Origin of the sequence: Paraburkholderia sp. GAS199, assembly GCF_050436585.1 — a bacterium.
Classification (GTDB): Bacteria; Pseudomonadota; Gammaproteobacteria; order Burkholderiales; family Burkholderiaceae; genus Paraburkholderia.
Genome location: NZ_JBNDMM010000011.1, coordinates 192075 through 212779, shown reverse-complemented (window position 1 = coordinate 212779; position 20705 = coordinate 192075). Strand labels below are relative to the sequence as shown.

Here is a 20705-nt window from a genome sequence, read left to right as displayed (position 1 = left end):
AGCAAATCGGAGAGCAGGGTGGATAGAAGCTAACCGCCGTCGCGCTGGAACGGGGGCGTCAGCGGCGGGTGTCCTGATGGCCGTGCGTGGGCGCGTTCATTCGGCGTCGAGACCGCATTCGCCCAGCAACCACTGACGAAATGCGCTGACGGCCGGTGTGGCGGCCCGTTGCGCGACGAGCAGGTAGCCGCGTGCGGTCAGAACCGGCGTGTCGAACGGCTCGACCAGTTGTCCGGTGGCAAGCAGTTCGTCGACCAGCGGCGCCCAGCCCAGCGCCACGCCCTGGCCCATGATGGCGGCGTGCGCCACCAGCGTGAAGCTGTTGAAGGTCATGCCGCGGTGCGCTGCAGGCGCGTCGAGCCCTTGCGCGGCGAACCAGTCGCTCCAGGAAAGCCAGCGGGCCGGCTGGGTGGGTTCGAGGTGCAGCAAGGGCAGATTGCGCAGATCGGCCGCGTGCTGCAATTCCGGATGCGCAGCGAGAAAGCCGGGGCTGCAGACGGGCGTGACCCTTTCTGGAAAGAGCTTGACCGCGCCGCGCGCGGTCCAGTCCGAATCGGCGTCGCCAAACGCAATGGCGATGTCGGCCTGATCGTGGGATGGGTCGAAGACGCTTTGCGACGTGACGATTTTCACGTCCACGTCGGGCATCAGCGCCTTGAATTGCGAAAGACGCGGCATCAGCCAATAAGTGGCGAAACCGAAATCGGTAGATAGCGTGAGCGTTTGCGGCGTGCGTCGCGCGCGAATTTCCGCGGTGGCGAGGCGAATGGTGTCGAGTGCATGGCGCACCGCCTTGAACAGATGTTCGCCGTCTTCGGTGAGCGTGACGCCGCGATGGCCGCGTTCGAATAGCGGCGTGCCGAGCGTTTCTTCGAGTTGCACGACGCGCTGGCTGACCGCCGGCTGCGTCGAGCCGAGTTCGCGCGCGGCGGCGGTGAAGCTCGCCAGCCGTGCCGCGGACTCGAACATGGTCAACGCCTGCATGGGCGGCAAGCGGTCTTGCCTGGACATAACAGCTCCTTATAGGCACATAACGAATTGCCGTCTTCACAGTGCGTATTTGGACGGCAATAGTGGTGTTCATGCGGGGCTCACGAGCAGGTAGATGTGAGCCCCTCTGCAACGATATACGCACCCACTTTGCGATTCTATTCGAGGCGCGCTCCAATGCTTGAACCGAAGCAGAACATTCTCATTCTAATGGCCGACCAGATGACTCCGTTTGCACTTGCTGCCTACGGACATCGCCTGACCCGCACACCCAATCTCGACCGTCTCGCCGCGCAGGGGGTGGTATTCGAGTCCGCTTATTGCGCGAGCCCATTGTGCGCGCCGTCGCGCTTTTCGCTGTTGTCCGGCAAGCTGCCGTCCGCTATCGGCGCATACGACAATGCAGCGGAATTTCCGTCGCAAACGCTGACGTTCGCGCATTATCTTCGAGCCGAAGGTTATCGCACCATTCTCTCGGGCAAAATGCATTTTTGCGGCGCGGACCAACTGCATGGTTTCGAAGAGCGGCTGACTACCGACATCTATCCCGCCGATTTCGGCTGGACCCCCGACTGGAGCGATTTCAACACACGGCCCAGCTGGTATCACAACATGAGTTCGGTGATCGACGCCGGCCCCTGCGTGCGAACCAATCAGCTCGATTTCGACGACGAGGTCACGTTCACCACGCGTCAGAAGCTGTTCGATATCGCGCGCGAAGCCAACGCCGGAAAAGATCAACGGCCGTTCTGCCTGGTGGCGTCACTCACGCATCCACACGACCCTTACGCAATTCCGCAAAAGTACTGGGACATGTATCGCGACGAAGATATCGAACTGCCCGTCCACCGCGATTCGCTGGATCAGGCCGACCCGCACTCGAAGCGTTTGCGCCACGTGTGCGAAACCGATCGCACGCCGCCCACCGATCAGCAGATCCGCAATGCGCGCCGCGCCTATTACGGCGCCATCTCTTACGTGGACGACCAGTTCGGCGCGATCCTCGATGCCCTGGAGCAAGCGGGGCTCGCCGGGAATACGACCATTGTGGTGACGTCCGATCATGGCGAGATGCTCGGCGAGCGCGGCCTCTGGTACAAGATGACCTTCTTCGAAGGCGGCTGCCGCGTACCGTTGATCGTCCATGCGCCGAAGCAGTTCGACGCGCATCGTGTGAGCGCGAATGTCTCGCACCTCGACCTGTTGCCGACGCTCGTCGAGATCGCGCGCGGCACGCTGCCTTCCAGTTGGCCCGACTCGCTCGACGGTCAAAGCCTCGTGCCGCATTTGCGCGGCGTGTCAGGCGGTCACGACGAAGCGGTGGGCGAATATCTGGCGGAAGGCGCAATCGCGCCGATCGTCATGCTGCGGCGCGGTCGCTTCAAGTTCATTCACACGTCGGTCGACCCCGATCAACTCTACGACGTCGAGGCCGATCCTCTGGAGCGCAACAATCTCGCCGCGAATCCGGCTTACGCCGCTGAAGTCGACACGTTTCGCGCGCAGATCGCGGCGCGCTGGAATCTTGCGGCACTGCACGAAGAAGTACTGAGCAGCCAGCGTCGCCGTCATTTTCATTTTGCGGCGACCACGCAGGGCACGGTCGCCTCATGGGACTGGCAGCCGCTCGTGGATGCGAGCCAGCGCTATATGCGCAATCACATCGATCTGGATACGCTCGAAGCGATGGCGCGTTTTCCTGCCGTCGTTCGCTGAGATTGGACGCTACCGAATCACTTCACCCACAGGAAAGCCGAGATGAAAAAGCTGATCAGACAGGCTGTATCCGGCGTCGCGTTGTTGTGCGCGGCGGCCTCACTTGCGGTGGCCGCCGAACCGCAGTCGTGCATGAAGGTCAATATGGCGGGGCCGGGATGGACCGACATCGACGCGACCAATGCCATGACCGGCGTGTTGCTGAAAGCACTCGGCTATCAGCAGAACATCGCGAATCTGTCGGTGCCGATCACGTATCAGGGGTTGAAGAAAGGCCAGATCGACGTGTTTCTTGGCAACTGGATGCCGGCGCAGGCGCCGGTGGTCAAGCCGTTCGAAGACGAAAAAACCATCGAGGTCGTGCATCCGAATCTGAGCAACGCAAAGTTCACGCTGGCCGTACCCGATTACGTGGCCGCGGCGGGCGTCCATTCTTTCGCGGATCTCGCGCGTAACGCGGACAAATTCGACGGCAAGATCTACGGTATCGAACCCGGTGCACCCGCGAACCAGAACATCAAGAGAATGGTGGACGACAAGGCCTATGGGCTCGGAAGCTGGAAGGTGGTCGAGTCGAGTGAAACGGGCATGCTTACGCAGGTGGAGCGCGCGGTGCGCGATAAAAAATGGATCGTGTTCCTCGCATGGGAACCGCATCTGATGAACACGAAATTCAAGCTGAGCTATCTCGACGGCGGCGACAAGTACTTCGGGCCGAATTACGGCGGCGCCACCGTCAATACCGTGGCACGCACCGGATACGAGGAGCAGTGCCCGAATGTCGGCAAACTTTTCAGGCAACTGACCTTTAATGTCGACCTCGAAAACGGCGTGATTACCGAAGTACTCGAGAAGAAAACCGGCGTGGACGCTGCTGCCACCGACGCGCTTCGACGTCATCCGGAATTGCTGAAATCCTGGCTCGACGGCGTCAATACGGCGAGTGGTGCAAATGGATTGCAAGCGGTACAGACCGCGCTCGGCGTGAAATAGGTCTGGTTTATTCGTCGGGAGGTCGCAGTGCGGCAGATTCATGTCGCTTGCGGTCGAATCGCCGCGAATCTGGACCCGTATTCTTGTTCCGTATCGTGATCCGTCGAAACAGACGTTTGCGCCATACCTGCAAAGATCGAGTCGTCATTCACTCCGCTGAATCACAGCGTCAGCCTTAAAAAGCCGTATCGAGTTGCATCGATCGGCTTCGAACTGCCCGTCATGCGAGAAGCGCTGCGCGTTCCCACGCGCGCGGCAGGGACCGCTTTATCCAACGAAACATGCAGGCACAGAGCAGGGGATAAGCAGATGAAGAAGAACAACGCCGCCAGCCTATCGGGACTCGCCATTGCAGCGTGTGCAGCATGCGCACCCGCCACGGTTCACGCGCAGAGCAGCATTACCTTGTACGGGATACTCGACGCCGGCATTACCTACGTCAATAACGCGGGCGGTGCGCATCAATTCAAGTTCGACGACGGTATTTCATACGGCAATCGTATCGGCTTCAAAGGTGTCGAAGATCTGGGCGGCGGCTTGCAGGCGGTCTTCACGCTGGAGTCGGGCTTCCATCTCGGCAATGGTCAGTATGCATTCGGCGGCGCCGAATTCGGCCGGCAGGCCTATGTCGGCCTTAAAAATTCGTGGGGCACGCTCTCGTTCGGCAATCAGCTCGATATGACCGAGGAGTTCGTCTATCTGTACAACATTTCCGCGTGGGCGAGCGGCTATGCGATTCACCAGGGCGACTTCGACCGGATGAATGGCGACCGCTTACCGAATTCGGTCAAGTTCCTCTCCAGCGACTTTGCGGGCTTCACCTTCGGCGGCATGTACTCGTTCGGCAACACCGCCGGCGATTTTCATCAGAAGAGCGCGTGGAGCGTGGGCGCGCACTACGATCACGGGCCGTTCAACATGGGTGCGGCCTATACGCAACTGAACAACCCGTTCGGCATCTACGCATTCGATCCCTATGCGATGATCGGCACGCACAGTTTCCTGGGGCAGCCGACCGTCACGGTCGACCCCGCCACCGGCGCCGTCACCGATCTGTATAGCTCGAGTTCGTTTCCCGTCGACCGGCAAGGTGCATTTGCGGTAGGCGCGGCCTACACGCTCGGCAAGCTGATGCTGACCGGCGACTTCACCTATACGACGATCAAGGGATTCGGCCAGACCTCGCACATGCAGGTCTACGAAGGGGGCGCCTCGTATAACTTCACGCCGGCGCTGGCGCTGTATGGCGGCTATCAGCACACCAGCTTCGAGGGGAATCACTGGAATCAGGGCTCGCTCGGTCTGCACTATCTGCTCTCCAAGCGCACCGATGTCTATGTTTCTGGCGACTACCTGCGTGCTTCGAACGGCGTGAATGCGGTAATCGGGTATAGCTTTACGCCTTCGTCCTCGAATACGCAGAGTGACGTACGGATCGGCATGAAACACGCGTTCTGACGCATTGCAAAAAGCGTCGCCGGATGCTCGCGATATCATCGGTGTTTCTGCAGAGGCCGACGGACACGTCGCCTCTGCTGCTTTCAATCCACACCGAGGTATCGATGATAGATCGCAGCATGGTGACGACCGCTTTCGACCTTCCGGGCTACCGCACAGAACGCGCGCTCGGCGTTGCGCGAGGCATTATCGTGAGGTCGCGCTCGGTCGTCGGGTCGATCGGCGCGTCTTTGCAAACACTGTTCGGTGGCAATATCACGCTGTATACGTCGCTATGCGAGCGAGCGCGTGAAGACGCATTCGAGCGCATGATGCGCGAAGCCGACGGCCTTGGCGCGAATGCCATTGTCGGCATGCGCTACGACGCCACGGAGATCGCCGCCGGCATCACCGAAGTACTCTGCTACGGGACGGCCGTACGCGCGGTCAGGGAGCTGGCATGACTGTCTACGCCGCTTTTCTGCGCGCCGTCAACGTGGGCGGCACCGGCAAACTACCGATGGCCGAACTGCGTGCCATGTGCGAATCGCTCGGCTTTTCCGACGTACGAACCTACATCGCAAGCGGCAACGTCGTATTCGGGAGCAGGCTGAAGGAAGCGACCGTTAAATCGCGGCTGGAGCAGAGTCTTCAGGCATACGCGGGCAAGCCGGTGGGCGTTCTCGTACGCAGCGCGACGGAACTGGCCGCCGTGCTTGCAGACAATCCCTTCAAACAGGCCGCGCCGAATCGCACCGTTGCGATTTTTCTCGACGTACCGCCGCCCGCCACGACGCTCGCTAATGTGAGCGGACAGCATGACGAGGAAATCGCACTCGGCACGCGCGAAATCTACGTGCATTACGGGCAGGGCATGGCGAAGTCGAAGCTTCGAATTCCCGATGCAAGCGCGGGCACGGCCCGCAATATGAACACCATTGCCACGCTCGTGGAATGGACGTCGTCCTGATGGCTCACGACGACTCGCGCTCCTGCTGCAGAGGTTGCACGCCGCTCTGACGGGCCGCGTCGAGCGCATTCATACGTGCCGCGAGCGCGCCGAACGCCGCTTCGCGCGATAGCGACGCCAGCGCGAACTCGCGGCCCGCATGACCGAGCCGCGTCCGTTCGGGCGCATCGTCGGCGAGACGGCGTATCGCGTCGGCAAGCAGACGTGCATTGCCTGCCGGAACCACCACCCCGCGCGGCGCAACCGAGTCGAATAACTCCGTGCCCGGCTCGGCCATCGCAATGACGGCGCGACCGCTGGCGAACATGCCGGTGAGCTTCGATGGCATGACCAGGTCGGCGGCATCGGCTCGCTGCGGCAACACGTGGATGTCAGCGAGATTGAGCAACTCGTTCAGTTCTTCGACGGGACGTAGGTCGATAATGCGGCAATTCGGCATCGCGCCGCAGGCGTCCTGAACGACGCGGCGAGCGGGACCGTCGCCGCAAAATACGAATGCCAGGTCGGTGTGGTCTTTCAATTCGAGCGCCGCCGCCGCGAGTACGTCGAGTCCCTGTTTGGCGCCCATGTTGCCGGAATAGAGCACGACCACCGCTTCGGGTGCGAGACCCAGCAGTTCTTTCAGACGGCTCGTTCGCGCGAGCGGATAAATCAGACTGGTGTCGGCCCAATTGGGAAACCGCACGAGTCGCGCCGGCGCAATACCTTTTTCCGAGGCGCGTTCCAGCATCTTGTTCGAGATCGTCGAGACGGTATCGAAGCGTTTCATCAAGGCGCGTTCCGCCGCCAGCGCGGTGCGTTTCAGAAACGAGCCTTGCAGGATGCCGAGTTTGAACGCAGCGTCGACTTCGAAATCCTGGATGTGCAGCCAGGCGTGAGCGCGCGAGAGGCGCGCGACGGCCCAGCCGGCCGGCGCATTCAGCAGACTCGGCGCCACGCAGAAAACGATATCCGGTCGCCAGAACGCGTCACGCACCATCAAGGGCAGGCTCGACAGCGCGAAACTTGCAAGATGGAACAGGCGGCTGATCCCCTTCGGGCGGCCCGGCACCCACAAAGGCGCGCGCGAGACGCGAACGCCGTCGCGCAACTCGCTCGCGTAGCGGCGCGACGAAAATCCTTGCGGAATACGCCACTCGGGATAATAGGGTGGCGCGCATACCACGCGAACTTCATGCGACTGAGCGGCCATGGCTGCCGCCATCTCGGCGGTGTATTTGCCGATCCCTGTCATTTCCGGGGCGTAATTGATGCCGTATATCAAGATTCTCACAAAGCCTCCGGGCGGCCGGCGATCCACGTCGCACGACATGGGCGATCGAGTCCGGCCGCGAGGCCGGATGTGCCAGTGAAATTAAAACATCGGATACCGAATCAATCGTCGAATCGGGCGTCGTTACATAAGTTCCCGAGTCTTCAAACCATGCCGGCCAGCCGGTCGCGCAACAAGCGGAAAGAGCGCGTCACCGACCGCGCACCGGCCGTGAGGCCCGCGTCGTAGTGGTGAATGATCAGCATGCGCCGCTCGCCTACGGTCACGTCCAGATTGTGATGCAGGGTGATCAGGCCGTTAAAGACGTAGATGTTGCCGGGGCTGCACTCGATTCTCTGCGAGTGCGCTCTCGACAGATCACGCGTGGCCAGAACACGGCGAATAAAGAAGGGCAAACCATGCTCGAAGAACAGATAACTTTTGGTGAGCAGGTTGGCTATCGTCGAATTCGCCTTGCGCTGAAACGCGTGCATGATCAGATCGCCATTGCGCTCGCCGTCGGGCGCGAGTTGCAAAGGCACGAGGATGGTTAGCAGGTGCGAGTCGAAGTGGCGCAAATAGCTTTGCGAATCCGCATCCGGCCCGACACAACGCAATACATGTAGTGGCTTGTCTGAAACTTCGCGCTTTAGAACCGTCCTGGCCCAGGTGTCGGCCGCCGCGCAAACCTGTGATTCGATAGCCTGAAAACAGGCATTTTCACGCAAGAGAGTCGCGAAGCTATTCGCCATCACAGACTCGCGGCGTCCGTCCGCGGGACTCCAGTCGTGGCGTGTTCCGTCGATGGTGGCGTTCAGTGTTTCGATGACTTTCAGGGGTACGACATTGAAGTAGATATCGAGCAGGCTGCCATGTGGTCCTTCTTGCTTCCCATTCATGTTGGGCCTCGTTTCTCGGGAGGCGTTGCTTGTTAGTTAGAAATCTTTGGCAGGTCGGCCACACGCCGTTGCTCTGCCTTAGGCCCTTGCAGTGCTCTGTCTGACGTTTCGATGAAACGATAGCGCGTATGGTGCAGTGAACAATGGACAAGCTTTACGCGCTATCGGCCAACACGTTATCGAAAGCAAGTCGATAGGGAGTTTCGCGCCCCATGATGGAGAGGCCTTCACCGAAAGCGGTTGAAACGGCTTGTTATTGGGGCGTGTGGAATTTTGACCTGTTCCAGAATGGTGCCGATGACAGCTCGACGTAAAAAGAACCGGGGTGGATTGTCAGACGCTTGTCAGGCGGTCGTAGCGGGACAAAAATCGCGATTAGCGTTTTATATAAGCTGGTCTGGATGACGAATTAATGTCGTGAACAAAATTAAAAGCAATCTTTGAATCATCGCGTTTGATCGGTTCAATACAGATAATTTTTCAGCCCCCAGCACTTCCGCCAACATGTCGTGAATAACGGCCAGGCAATATGGCCGACAGAATGCGATGCCTATGATGCAGTGCGGCACAACCAATGGCGTCGAGATTCGCTATGCGGCGCCGCGCAGGACCGATGCACGAACAAACGCAATGCGATCGACTTCCGCATTCGCCCTGAACGGCGAGTGCTTTGCCAGACAGGCGAGAGTTGCGGCAAAAAAGACCGTAGCCCGCGTCTTCATTCTGCAAGCTTGTTGATGTGAGTGGGCAGTACCCGAATGAACCGCGATATTCGCGGGTCAGGGGAAAGGTTTGCCCGACGATTCAATGAACTGAGAGCGTAGGAGTGCAATGCGATGAGCGACAATGTGCAGGAAGTTCAAGGTACGGCTCTTTCCAATGTGCAGGAACCCGTCTCTACGGGTGACGCCATAGCGGCAATTGCACTGGCGTCGGCGACCCTCTCCGCGCCCGTCATGCGGCTCGCACCAGTCATTCTGGCGGGCGGCGCAGGGACGCGATTGTGGCCGATGTCACGCGAACAGTTTCCGAAGCAGCTCATCGGTCTGCTGGGCCAGGACTCCCTGTTACAGGCCACCGTGCAGCGTCTGCGAGGCTTCCCCGGTCCGTGGGAACTGATGCGCGAACCCATCGTGGTGTGCGGCGAAGAACATCGTTTCATCACGGCTGAACAGATGCGTGCAAGCGGCATCGACGCCCGTATTCTGGTCGAACCGATGCGCCGCGATACGGCGCCCGCATTGACGCTTGCCGCTGCGGCCGCATGCGCCGACGGCGAAGACGCCATCATCGTGGCGATGCCAGCCGACCACGCCATTGCCGATATTCCCGCATTCCAGCAAGCCATCGGTCTCGCCGCGCGCCAGGCCGAAGCGGGCGCGATCGCGACGCTCGGTGTGCCGCCGACGCGTCCCGATACTGGTTTCGGCTACATCCGTCTCGGCGAATCGATTCCCGGCGACGCGCACCGCATCGAGCGTTTCGTCGAAAAGCCGGCGGCGGAACTCGCCGCGCACTATGTCGAGTCCGGCAACTACTGGTGGAATAGCGGCATCTTCGTCGTGCGCGCAACGGTGTGGCTCGACGCGGTCAAACAGTTGCAACCTGCGGTCTATGAGGCCTGCGTGTCGGCATACGCGGCCGGTAAAAGCGACGACATCTTCTATCGTCCGAATAGCGAAAAGTTCGCCGCGTCCCCGTCCGACTCCGTCGACTACGCGATCATGGAACGCCTCGGTTCCAATGATTCGCTGCCGCATGGCGTCGTGGTCGAACTGGATGCGGGCTGGTCCGATCTGGGATCGTGGGACGCCGTGTGGGATGCGCTCGACAAGGACGCCGACGGCAACGTCGCGCGCGGTCGCGTGGTGCTGGACAGTTCGACATCGAGCCTCGTTCACTCCGAAGGCCGGCTCGTGGTGTGTCTCGGCATGGACAACGTGGTGGTAGTCGAAACCGACGACGCCGTGCTGGTGGCCGACCGTTCACACGTGCAGGACATCAAGGGCGTGGTGGCACGCATCAAGGCGCAACGCGCGCCCGAAGCGAATGCGCACCGCAAGGTACGGCGCCCCTGGGGCTACTACGATTCGATCGACCACGGCGGCCGTTTCCAGGTCAAGCGGATCGTCGTGTATCCCGGCGCGCAACTGTCGTTGCAATTGCATCATCATCGCGCGGAACACTGGATTGTCGTGAGCGGCACGGCGCTCGTCACTTGCGGCAACGAAAAGTTTTTGCTGACTGAGAACCAGTCGACGTTTATCCCGCTCGGCAACACGCACAGGCTCGAAAATCCAGGCAAATTGCCGCTAGAGATCATCGAGGTGCAGTCGGGCTCCTATCTGGGTGAAGACGACATCGTGCGTTTCGACGATACGTACGGACGTGCCTGAAGACGGACTCACTGGGAGAGCGCCATGAGCAGTATCGAGTTCGCTCCGGAAACGCCGGCGTTCGGGACTCACGAACTGGCCGTGCGTGTGCTGGACGTCGTGTGGATAGTCGTGTGCGCGCGGATCGCGTCACTGCTGCGGTTCGACGAACTGTCGCCGCAAGCGGTGGATACGGCGCTGGTCACGTTCGCCGCGGCCTTTACGCTGGTGGTCTTTCCGGTGTTCGGTATTTACCAGTCGTGGCGCGGCCGTTCCATTCTGCGCCTCGTGGCACAGGTGATATTCGCGTGGGTCGCGGTGCAATTGTGCGTGCTGGTGTTGCTGTTCGGTTTGCATCGCACCGATTCGATCTCGCGCCTCTGGTTCGTCACGTGGTCGGGGCTAACCGCACTCAGTCTCATCAGTACACGCGTGGTGGTGCGCTCGGTCCTCTCGCATGCTCGAAATGCCGGGCTCAATTTGCGGCATGTCGCGATAGTGGGTTGCGGCAGTCATTGTGAAGATATCGTTCGCAATATCCGCCGCTCGCCGAGTACCGGATTTCGCGCGCTGGCCGCGTTCGATGCGCGACCGAGTCATAGCGTGTCGCGCGCCAGAGTGCCGACCTTCGACAACTTCGAAGGATTCGTCGGCTTCGTGCGCCGCAATGGCGTACGCGAAATCTGGCTGGCGCTGCCGCTCAGCGAGGAGCAAACCATTCTCCGCTTCGTCAACGAGTTCCGCGACGACTTCGTGAACGTGCGCTTCATTCCCGACGTGCGCAGTCTCGCGCTGTTCGACAGCGGCGTAACCGACATGCTCGGCATGCCAGCGATCAGCCTCGTCGGCTCGCCGCTGCCCGCGCATGCCTTGATGAAGAAAGAGATTTTCGACCGTATTTTTGCGGCGCTCGCGCTCCTCGCGTTGTTGCCGATACTGGTGGCCGTGGCGATAGCGGTGAAATTGTCGTCACCGGGACCGGTTTTCTTCACGCAGAAGCGCAAAGGCGCGGACGGCCGCGTGTTCAACATCTACAAATTCCGCTCGATGCGACTGCATACGGAGCAAGCCGGCGAACTCAAACAGGCGACGCGTGGCGACCCGCGCATCACACGCGTGGGTGCGCTGCTCAGACGCACGAGTCTGGACGAACTGCCGCAGTTCTACAACGTGCTGCGCGGCGATATGTCGGTGGTCGGGCCGCGTCCGCATGCATTGGAACACGACGAACTGTATCGCAAGATCGTCAGCGGCTATCTCCAACGCTATCGGATCAAACCCGGCATTACCGGCTGGGCCCAGGTGAACGGTCATCGCGGCGAGACCGATCGGGTTGAAAAGATGGAGCGTCGCGTGGAGCACGATCTGTATTACCTGCGGCACTGGTCGTTCGCGCTCGATATGCGGATCGTCGCGGCGACGGTTCTGCACGGCCTGGTCAATCGCAACGCGTATTGAAGAGTGGATGTTGCTGAAAGCAGGTCGGGCCGCGCGCGGCTCGAATGGCCTTAACCGGAAGTGTCGACTGGTACCTTATGAGCACTATTTTCGAGAATGAACCGACGGGGTCGCAACGGACCGGAGGCGCTTCGCTGGCCTCGTATCTCTCTCAGGTGGCGGAAAGCTGGCGCCTGATCGCGGGCGCGACGGTTGTCGCGCTCGCGCTCGGTCTGGCGTACGCCTTCGTAGCCAAGCCGGTGTATCAGGCCGATGCCATGATTCAGGTCGAAGATAGCGAATCTTCTTCGAAAGCGAAGGAAGGGCTGGGCGAACTCGCGGCAATTTTCAACAAGGGCGGCACGACGGCAGCCGAGATGGAGTTGCTACGCTCCGATCTCGTGATCGAACAGGCGGTTCAGCAACAGCATCTCGACATTCGCGCGGAACCGCGCTATTTCCCCGTGATCGGCGCGGCGCTGGCGCGGCGTGTGCCGCGCGGCGAACTGGCCTCGCCACGCTTCGGGTTGCCGAAGTTCGCGTGGGGCGGCGAGCGCATTTCGATCAGCAAGCTCGATCTGCCGAGCTCGCTCGCGGCTGAAGGCGTGACGCTCACGGCGGAAAGCGCGGACGGTTATCTGTTGTCGACGAAATCGGGCGCGCCGGTCTTGCGCGGGCGCGTCGGCGAACTCGCGTCGGCTACCTTCGGCGGCATACCCGTCGCCATTCAGGTGGACCACCTCGTCGCGAATCCCGACACGGAATTCAGCGTGACGAAGATTTCCTCACAACAGGCCGTGGAAGCGTTGAAACGCTCGCTCACGGTGGCCGAAAAAGCCAAGCAGTCGGGCATGATCGGCGTGAGCCTGACCGGCGAGCACAGCGAGCGCACCGCCGACATTCTCAATGCCATTACCCAGCAATACGTGAAGCAGAATGTCGACCGGAAATCGGCCGAGGCAGAACATACGCTCGCGTTTCTCGATCAGCAATTGCCGCAATTGCGCGCGGAACTCGAAACCGCCGAGCAGAAATACAACCAGTTCCGCAACGAAAACGGCACCATCGATCAGGACGAAGAAAGCCGTCTGCTGCTCGAACAGATTTCGCAGACGCAAGTGAAGCTGATGGATCTGCAACAGCAACGCACCGATCTCGCGCAGCGCTTTACGGCGGGCCATACGGTGATCGCGTCGCTGGATGCGCAGATTGCCGGCTTGCAGGAAAAGCAGGGCGAACTGAACCAGCGTGTGCAGAAGTTGCCGTCCACGCAGCAGACCGCGTTGACGCTGCTGCGCGACGTGCGGGTCGATACGCAGCTTTACACCGATCTGCTCAATAGCGCTCAGCAATTGCGGGTTCTCAAGGCCGGGCAGGTGGGTGACGTGCGCATCGTCAATCGGGCCATGCCGCCGGATGCGCCGATCCGCCCGAACCTGTCGATCATTCTGCTGGGCGCCGCCATTCTCGGCGCGACGGCGGGCATCGTGATGGCGTTGAGCAAAAAGATGGTGTTCGGTGGCATCGAGAACTCCGATGAGATCGAACGTGCACTCGGCATTCCGGTCTTTGCCGTAGTGCCGCGCAGCGCGGCACGCATGCGTCTCGAAGAAACCACCAAACGCGGCAATCGTGGCGAATATCTGCTTGGTGGCACCGCTTCGTATGACGTGGCCGTGGAAGGTATCCGCAATCTGCGCACCGCGTTTCACTTCGGCATGCTCGACGCGGGCAGCAACGTCATTGCGGTAACTGGCACGGGCGTCAAGGTGGGCAAGTCGTTCGTGTCGATCAATTTCGCTACCGTCATGGCGCTCGGCGGCAAGCGCGTCATTCTGGTGGACGGCGACATGCGACGCGGCGACGTGCACGAGTATCTGAACATCAAGAATCAGCCCGGGTTGTCGGACGCGATTTCCGGCGTCGATCTGGATCGCGCGATCGTCAAGAGCGTGTTGCCTGGACTCGACGTGCTGCCGCAGGGCACGATCCCGTCCAACCCGTCCGAGCTCTTGATGAGCGAACGGTTTCGCAGCCTGATGGACGAGTTGTCGCGCCGCTACGACGTGGTGGTGGTCGATACACCGCCGGCGCTCGCGGTCACCGACGCAGCGATTATCGGCAAGTGCGCGGGCGCAACGCTGCTGGTGGTACGTCACGGTAAAGACCAGTTGCCCGGCATCAACGAAGCGGTGCGGCGCCTGCGTCATTCGGGTATTGCCGTCAAAGGCGTGGTGTTTACGGATGTGCCGCGTGGACCGCTCAGCTACGGCTCCTATATCCCGGACTACGACGCGAAGAGTGCCGGTGTCCACTAGTCATGCTCGTGCAGAACCCACGGAACTGTCATTTGAAACCATGCTGAGTTTTCGGATCGTCCAGCCCCAAGTCAAGGCAAGTGGATGTGGCGTGACCGACCACTCGAGCGTTCTGCTTCAGTGTCTGCGCGAACGGGATATGCGGGTCGAGCGCTACTCCGTCCCGGACCGGCATGCGGCAAGAGAAGTACCCGTGGTGCCGGGCGATATCTGGATTCTGCAAGTGTCGATTTACGGCTTCGACCGCAAGGGCGTGCCGCTCTGGCTGCCCGCATTTATCAAACGGGCGAAGCGTCGTGGATTGAAACTGATCGTCTATTTTCACGAGTTGTGGGTACTGGTTGCACCGCGATTGTCGTCGGCGTACTGGCTGGCGCCGTTGCAAAAAGGCATTTGCGAGCAACTGGTCGAACTGGCCGACTACGCATTTTTCAATACCGATTTCACTCACGCATGGGGCGTGACGAAAATCGGCGAACGGGCCATCTATTCGCCGACCTTCTCGAATGTAGGCGAACCGGGTCAGGTGAAGACCTGGAACGAACGCGCCGACACCGCCGTCGTTTTCGGATCGGAGCACGCGCGCAGGCAGGTTTACGAACAGATGGCGCCGGTGCTGGCCGCGCAGTTGGCGGGCAACGTGATCGAGCGCGTGGTGGATATCGGCGCGAAAGGCGCGTGGCTCGACGAGGTCGCGAAAGTACTGGGACCCGAACGGTTCGACATAGCGGGGTCGCTGGCGGCGTCCGAAGTGTCGGCCAGACTCGGTAACGCGAAGTGGGGCTTGTTCAACACGCCGTGGGGCCAGGCGTCGAAGTCCGGTGTATTTGCGGCGTATGCCACGCACGGCATGGCGCCGGTTTCGATTTTCGACGACGTCGGTGCGTATCCGGTGCCGACGCATTATCCGCTGCCGGACACGCATTTCGTGCGGCGAAGTTCGTTCGGCGCTACGGCGCGAGAACTCGACGAACTGTCGAAGGCAATCGGTCAGCGCGCATTTGCAGAGCACGTGCGCAGCAATCAGCTGGTGGAAAAGATTCTGGAGGTCACGTCATGAGTGGATTGTGCCGCTGTGTTGCGAAGTTGGACGCGCAAAAGTCCGGCCGTGCGGGCGTGGGTCGGGCTGGGGGCGAACAATGAGTTCGGTCGCGGTCTTCCATCCGGGTTTGCAACACGCGCATCAGCTGGCGTGGGGTCTCCACGAACGCGGCCTTCTGCAAACGTTCTGGTCGGGCGTGCCGTTGAGCGGCGCAGGCACGGCGCCTTCGCCGATCATTCCCGCGCGTTTTCGCGGCAAGATGCGCAGTACCGTGATTCCGCAAGGACTCAGACATCATCCCGTTTACTGGCAGGTTCTATTGCGTGCCCGCGCACTCGCGCGTTCGGCGCCTGCGCGTCATGACTACACGCATCGCGTGTTTCACTGGTTCGACTGGTGGGTGTCGCGCCAGGTGCGCGCGCTCAAGCCGCGCGCCGTGGTGGGCTACGAGAACTCCGCGTATCACACGTTCATGGCGGCACGCGAGGTGGGCGCGATCTGCATTCTCGACGCACCTTCGCTGCATCATCAGGACGCGAAACGGCTGATCGACGTGCCGTCGAACGGCTATATCGACGAAATCAATCGCCGTAAAGACAAAGAGGTCGAACTGGCGGATCTCGTCATTACGTGCTCCGACATGGCGCGCGATTCCTATCTGAATGCGGGTGTCAGCGCGAATAAGGTGAAATCGGTGCTGCTCGGCGCGGAATTGCCGGATGGCGTCGCGCGTCCTTCGGAAAGCAGCCGGCCGGTGCAGTTTATTTTTGCCGGCACGCTGTCATCGAGAAAATCGATCGATCTGATTCTCGACGCGTTTGCGCGCATCAATGCCGACGGTCATCGCGCCGATCTCACGCTGGTCGGCGGGTCGGAAGAAGCGCAATGGCTCACGCGCGCGCAGCAGATGCCGCACGTGCATCTCTCGCCGAACGTGCCGCAAGCGCAGCTCTATCAGCTTCTCGCGCAGGCGGATTGTTTGCTGTTGCCTTCGCGTTTCGACGCGTTCGGCATGGTCGTGGTCGAAGCGATGGCGACTGGCACGCCTGCCATCGTTTCCACCATGACCGGCGCGCGCGAAATCATCTCGCTGTTTCCCGAGAGCGGCTGGGTGGTCGAACCCACCGCGGAATCGATCTTTCACTGCATGGAAGACAAAGTGATCAATCGCCAGGCGATCCGCCATGCTTCGCCGTGCGCGCTGAAGGCCGCGGGACATTTCACGTGGCGCGCGTACAGGAGCCGTGTGTCGGACCTGATCGCCGGGACGCTGGCATGACGGCGCGGATTGCGGAAGCGTCGGTTGTTGCGCGTGCATCGAGCCAGCCGCTGAGTCTGGACTTCAAGCTGGTCGTTTTCGTCATTCTCGTGGCGGTGTGCGAGGGCGCGGTGCGCAAATGGTTCGTGCCGTCGCTGAGCAGCCCGCTGCTGGCCTTGCGCGATCTCGCGGCTATCGTGCTGGTGTTGCGTGCAGCCGCGCTTCATCGCTATAGCGCGATGCCGCTGCTCACACAATGTCTCGTGCTGTGGTCGTTCTGCGTGCTGATGTGGGGGGCGCTGCAACTCGTCGTCGTGCAGGGGCCGCTGGTGCTCTATTTTCTCGGCCTGAGGTTCTGGCTGCTCTATTTATGGTTCGCGCTCGCCATGGCGTGTTCCTTGTCCACCGGCGAAGTGGTGAAAGTGATCAGGCTGATGATCGCGCTGAGTGTGCTGATGTTGCCGCTCGCCGTGATGCAGCACTTCTCGGCGCCGTCTTCGCCGCTGAACGTGCAGCCGGATACGGACGAAGAGGAAATCTTCCGTGTTTCCGCGGACATCGTGCGTGTGAGCGGCACGTTCACCTTCACGATGGGCTACGCCTGCTTTATCGCGGCCGTGGCGCCGTTCGCGATGAGTACGGTGTGGAACGGCAAAGCACTGTACCGGCGCAAGTGGTTTGCCATGGTGGCTTTCTTCGCGGTGTCGGTCGGCACGCTGATCAGCGGATCGCGCGCGTCGATCATGTTCTTCGGCGCATTGCTGGCCATTCAGACCGTCGGCAGTTTTGCCGGTGCGAAGTCGGGCAAGGCGCTGGTGTTTGCCATTGCGAAGACGCTAATCGCCGTGCTCGCACTGTGCGCCACGCTGTTTATTTTCAGCGACGCACTGGTCGCCACGCAGGAGCGCTTCTCGGATGCCGCCGCCCAGGAGGACGTGATGGGGCGCATCGAGACGGAGCTGCTCGGCGAACCGGCTTCACGCAAGGACATCAATTTCATTGGTCACGGTCTCGGTGCGGGAACCAACGCGGGTTCCGTTCTGTTGACCGGCGAAAGAACTTTCGAACTCGCGGAGTCGGAGCCGGCGCGCGTGCTGCTGGAAATGGGTTTTGTCGGTTTTGCGTGGCTCCTGATCAAATGCACGATTTTCAGTCTGGGTCTGGCCAGAAGTGTCAGCCGCCTGACGCGGCTCGGTGAAACATTGCCGATGATGCTTTGGGCGACCGCGGCTTACGGCATGTCGTCCTGGCCCATCAGTGGTCAGGTGAGCGCCAATGCATTCGGCTACATCGTGCTTGGCCTCGCTTTGTGTTCCATTCGCCCGGCACTGCCCGCGCGGACCGTCGTCTATCGCCATGCAGGGGAGGTATCGAGATGAAGCTTCTACTAGTCGGAAATTATCCAGCGGATGACATCAAGAGCATGCAGGCCTATGCACAAATGCTCCTGAAAGGTTGCCGCGATGCCGGAATCGACGTCGAACTGACGGCGCCCAAATCCGTATTGCTGTCGCGATCGAAGAACCCGGTGGGCGTGGCGAAATGGGTGGCGTATGTCGACAAGTTCATCATTTTTCCGCTTTCGCTGAGCCGGCAGGCACGGCATTTCGACCGCACGCATATCTGCGATCACTCCAACGGCATGTATATGTTCTGGTTGCCGCGCAAGACGAGCAGCATTACGTGCCATGACGTAATTGCGATTCGCGCGGCGCGTGGCCTGATTGGCGGTTGGCGCACCAGCCCGACCGGCAAGGTGTTTCAGGCGCTGATTCTGCGCGGCATGGCGCGCGCGCGGAAGATCATTTGCGTGTCGGATTTCACGCGCTCCGATCTGATCGGGCTGCGTCCCGATCTGACCGAAAAGACCACCGTGATCCGTCAGGCACTGCATAGCAAGTTCGCCCGCGACCCGGCGTGGCGCGAAGTACTCGACTCGTACGGATTGAGTTTTCTCGACGGTAAGACGTACTTTCTTCACGTGGGCTCGGACCATCCGCGCAAGAATCGCACGGCCGTAGTACGCATTTTCGCCGAGCTTCTGAAAACGCCCGCGTTTGCCGACGCGCATCTGATGTTCGTCGGTCCGCCGCCGAATCCGGAAATGACGGACGTCATGACGCAAGGTGCGCTGCATGCGCGAGTCCATTCGTTCCAAAATGCGCCGATGGAATTGCTCAATGCGCTGTATTCGGGATCGCAGGGTTTTATCTTCACGTCGCGCAACGAAGGATTCGGCTGGCCCGTGATCGAAGCGCAGGCGTGCGGCTGTCCGGTGTTCGCTTCCGACGTCGGTCCGATGCAGGAAGTGGGCGGCACCGCCGCGCAATATATCGATCCGGACAATACCGTGGCCGCGGCCGAGACCATTGCTTCCGCCGATTTCGAAGGCATGCGTCGCGCAGGCCTCGAAAACGTTGGGCGATACAACCTCGATCGCATGATCCGGGAACTGATCGCGACCGTGGAGCAGGATTGACTGGCGCAGTGGTCCGCGCAGTAGAGCGCTTCGAACCGGTTCTCGGGAACACGGTGCGCGAGCGAACATTCGAAGCAGGCCGATCCAGGCGATCATGCCGGGTACTTCGGCACTCTGCCGGCTCCGGGTTTCAATGTGACCGGAGTAGTCGAATGTGTTCAATCCTGCTTCGTAGCGGAACTCCCTCTCTATGACTCAAACCCCTGACGTCGCCGCAGAAGCAGGGGCAGACGGCTTGCTCGCCGGGCGCCAACCCGCTGCCGGAAAAGCAGGCGGAATTTACGTTTTTCTCGCCAAGTTCTTTTCGCGCGAAGCATTGCTTCAGGGCATCAATTTTCTTTGCGGCATCTTCGTCATCAGAACGCTCTCGGTGCACGAATACGCGTGGTACACGATTGCCGTGACGCTGGTCGGCGCGGGCAGCGTGTTGTGCGATATCGGCGTGGGCGCCGCCCTGATGAGCGTGGCCGGCCGTTTGTGGCCCGATCGCGCCAAGATCAATAGCGTTTTTGCGGTCGCATTCCAGACGCGGACCCGTTTTTTCATCGTCTTCGGGCTCGTCATCTTTGCAGCCGGCCTGCTGCTGCTGAGCCGGTCGCAATCGACGTGGACGACGTCGTTGATCATCATGACGATCGTCGTGCTCATCACGTTCTTCCAGCTGAATTTCGATCTCATGGCGGTTCTGCCCAAACTCGAGCAGAACCTCGGCGCATTGCAGAAGATGACGATCTCCGGCGCGCTGCTGCGTCTCGTCGTTCTTTCGCTGATTCTCGTCTCTCCCCATGCGGCCACCGCATTGCTGGCCGCGCTCGCCGCGATGATTTTCCAGGCATACAGGGTGAGACGCCTTTATGGGTTGCAGGATAAGGACGAAGGCGTGGCGGTGGCGGAGGTCAGGCAGGAGTTCTCGAGAGTGGCGAGAAGACAGGCGCCGGCCTCCATCTATTTCTGCATTCAGGGGCAACTGAACGTCTTTCTATTGGGCTATTTCGGCAGTGCGGTGCAGGTGGCGCAACTCGGCGCATTAGGGCGCATTTCCGCCTTGCTGGTGGTCGCGCAATCGGTGTTCTCGAACATTCTCATGCCGCGTTTTTCCGTTCTGAAAGAGAAGGCGGAAATGCGGCGCATGTACCTGCTGTTCGTATCGCTGTTTCTGGTCATCATCGCACTCTTTCTCGGCACGGCGTTGCTGTTTCCCACCGCCATTCTGAGCATACTGGGCGGGAAATATAGTGGCCTGAATACGGAGTTATTGCTGATTCTCGGCTCGGCGTCGCTCTATGTGATCGAAGGCCTGCTGTATTCGCTGAACATGTCGAGAGCGTGGATTGCGCCTTCGTGGATTCAGGTCGTCGTGACGCTCGGCTGTCAGGCGATATTGCTGTGTTTCATGTCGATCGATTCCATTTCGCGCGTGGTGATTTTTTCCTCGATCAGTCCGGTCGTTTCGATCACGGTGTATGTGATCCTCGCTGTCATGCATTTCGGCAGAATGAAATGAGCGCTTGCTTGCCGCACTGTCATTTCACGCGGCAT

16 protein-coding genes are annotated in these 20705 nt (G+C 60.5%); 13 read left to right on the top strand and 3 right to left on the bottom strand.

All coding sequences use genetic code 11. From position 1 onward, the window contains the following. Window positions 1–96: 96 nt before the first annotated feature. The gene (locus tag P3T18_RS33145) at window positions 97–1011 is read right to left on the bottom strand and encodes a choline sulfate utilization transcriptional regulator (RefSeq protein WP_429304196.1); all 915 of its coding nucleotides are present in this window, start codon (window positions 1009–1011) and stop codon (window positions 97–99) included. 156 nt (window positions 1012–1167) lie between these two features. Here P3T18_RS33145 and betC point away from each other — a divergent pair, with 156 nt between their 5' ends. The 5 genes from betC to P3T18_RS33120 all read left to right on the top strand — a co-directional run bounded on the left by betC (window position 1168) and on the right by P3T18_RS33120 (window position 6106). Further along, complete coding sequence (gene betC, locus P3T18_RS33140; RefSeq protein ID WP_429304195.1) at window positions 1168–2706, top strand: choline-sulfatase; 1539 nt, start codon at window positions 1168–1170, stop codon at window positions 2704–2706. Between the two features lie 42 nt (window positions 2707–2748). Then, window positions 2749–3699, top strand: coding sequence for a choline ABC transporter substrate-binding protein (locus P3T18_RS33135; protein ID WP_429304194.1), 951 nt, complete (start codon window positions 2749–2751; stop codon window positions 3697–3699). A gap of 309 nt (window positions 3700–4008) precedes the next feature. Beyond that, entirely contained in the window at window positions 4009–5157 is a 1149-nt protein-coding gene (locus tag P3T18_RS33130; protein WP_429304193.1) for a porin, read from the top strand. Between the two features lie 104 nt (window positions 5158–5261). After that, window positions 5262–5600 (top strand): YbjQ family protein, encoded by a 339-nt coding sequence (locus tag P3T18_RS33125; protein WP_429304192.1) that lies wholly within the window; start codon window positions 5262–5264, stop codon window positions 5598–5600. Beyond that, complete coding sequence (locus P3T18_RS33120; RefSeq protein WP_429304191.1) at window positions 5597–6106, top strand: DUF1697 domain-containing protein; 510 nt, start codon at window positions 5597–5599, stop codon at window positions 6104–6106. The genes P3T18_RS33125 and P3T18_RS33120 overlap by 4 nt, the downstream gene beginning before the upstream one ends. Window positions 6107–6110: 4 nt before the next feature. On the opposite strand, the gene P3T18_RS33115 is transcribed toward P3T18_RS33120, so the two are convergent. Next, window positions 6111–7379 (bottom strand): glycosyltransferase WbuB, encoded by a 1269-nt coding sequence (locus P3T18_RS33115; RefSeq protein WP_429304190.1) that lies wholly within the window; start codon window positions 7377–7379, stop codon window positions 6111–6113. A gap of 143 nt (window positions 7380–7522) precedes the next feature. Further along, entirely contained in the window at window positions 7523–8257 is a 735-nt protein-coding gene (locus P3T18_RS33110) for a hypothetical protein (protein WP_429304189.1), read from the bottom strand. A gap of 956 nt (window positions 8258–9213) precedes the next feature. Between P3T18_RS33110 and P3T18_RS33105 the strand changes: the two genes are divergently transcribed. From P3T18_RS33105 to P3T18_RS33070, 8 genes are all read left to right on the top strand, one after another. Beyond that, window positions 9214–10653 (top strand): mannose-1-phosphate guanylyltransferase/mannose-6-phosphate isomerase, encoded by a 1440-nt coding sequence (locus tag P3T18_RS33105; protein WP_429304255.1) that lies wholly within the window; start codon window positions 9214–9216, stop codon window positions 10651–10653. Window positions 10654–10677: 24 nt separating this feature from the next. Next, on the top strand, window positions 10678–12090 hold the full coding sequence (locus tag P3T18_RS33100; protein WP_429304188.1) for an undecaprenyl-phosphate glucose phosphotransferase: 1413 nt from the start codon (window positions 10678–10680) through the stop codon (window positions 12088–12090). A 77-nt stretch (window positions 12091–12167) separates the two neighbouring features. Then, the gene (locus P3T18_RS33095; RefSeq protein WP_429304187.1) at window positions 12168–14387 is read left to right on the top strand and encodes a polysaccharide biosynthesis tyrosine autokinase; all 2220 of its coding nucleotides are present in this window, start codon (window positions 12168–12170) and stop codon (window positions 14385–14387) included. 91 nt (window positions 14388–14478) lie between these two features. Continuing rightward, window positions 14479–15447 carry a hypothetical protein gene (locus P3T18_RS33090; RefSeq protein WP_429304186.1) on the top strand — a complete coding sequence of 323 codons (969 nt, stop codon included), beginning with the start codon at window positions 14479–14481 and terminating at the stop codon, window positions 15445–15447. Between the two features lie 79 nt (window positions 15448–15526). Continuing rightward, the gene (locus tag P3T18_RS33085; protein WP_429304185.1) at window positions 15527–16708 is read left to right on the top strand and encodes a glycosyltransferase family 4 protein; all 1182 of its coding nucleotides are present in this window, start codon (window positions 15527–15529) and stop codon (window positions 16706–16708) included. After that, window positions 16705–18066 carry a hypothetical protein gene (locus P3T18_RS33080; protein WP_429304184.1) on the top strand — a complete coding sequence of 454 codons (1362 nt, stop codon included), beginning with the start codon at window positions 16705–16707 and terminating at the stop codon, window positions 18064–18066. Before P3T18_RS33085 ends, P3T18_RS33080 begins: the two co-directional genes overlap by 4 nt. Then, window positions 18063–19166: a glycosyltransferase family 4 protein gene (locus P3T18_RS33075; RefSeq protein WP_429304183.1), complete on the top strand. Its 1104-nt coding sequence runs from the start codon at window positions 18063–18065 to the stop codon at window positions 19164–19166. The genes P3T18_RS33080 and P3T18_RS33075 overlap by 4 nt, the downstream gene beginning before the upstream one ends. Before the next feature lie 190 nt (window positions 19167–19356). Next, the gene (locus P3T18_RS33070; protein WP_429304182.1) at window positions 19357–20670 is read left to right on the top strand and encodes a lipopolysaccharide biosynthesis protein; all 1314 of its coding nucleotides are present in this window, start codon (window positions 19357–19359) and stop codon (window positions 20668–20670) included. Window positions 20671–20705 lie beyond the last annotated feature (35 nt).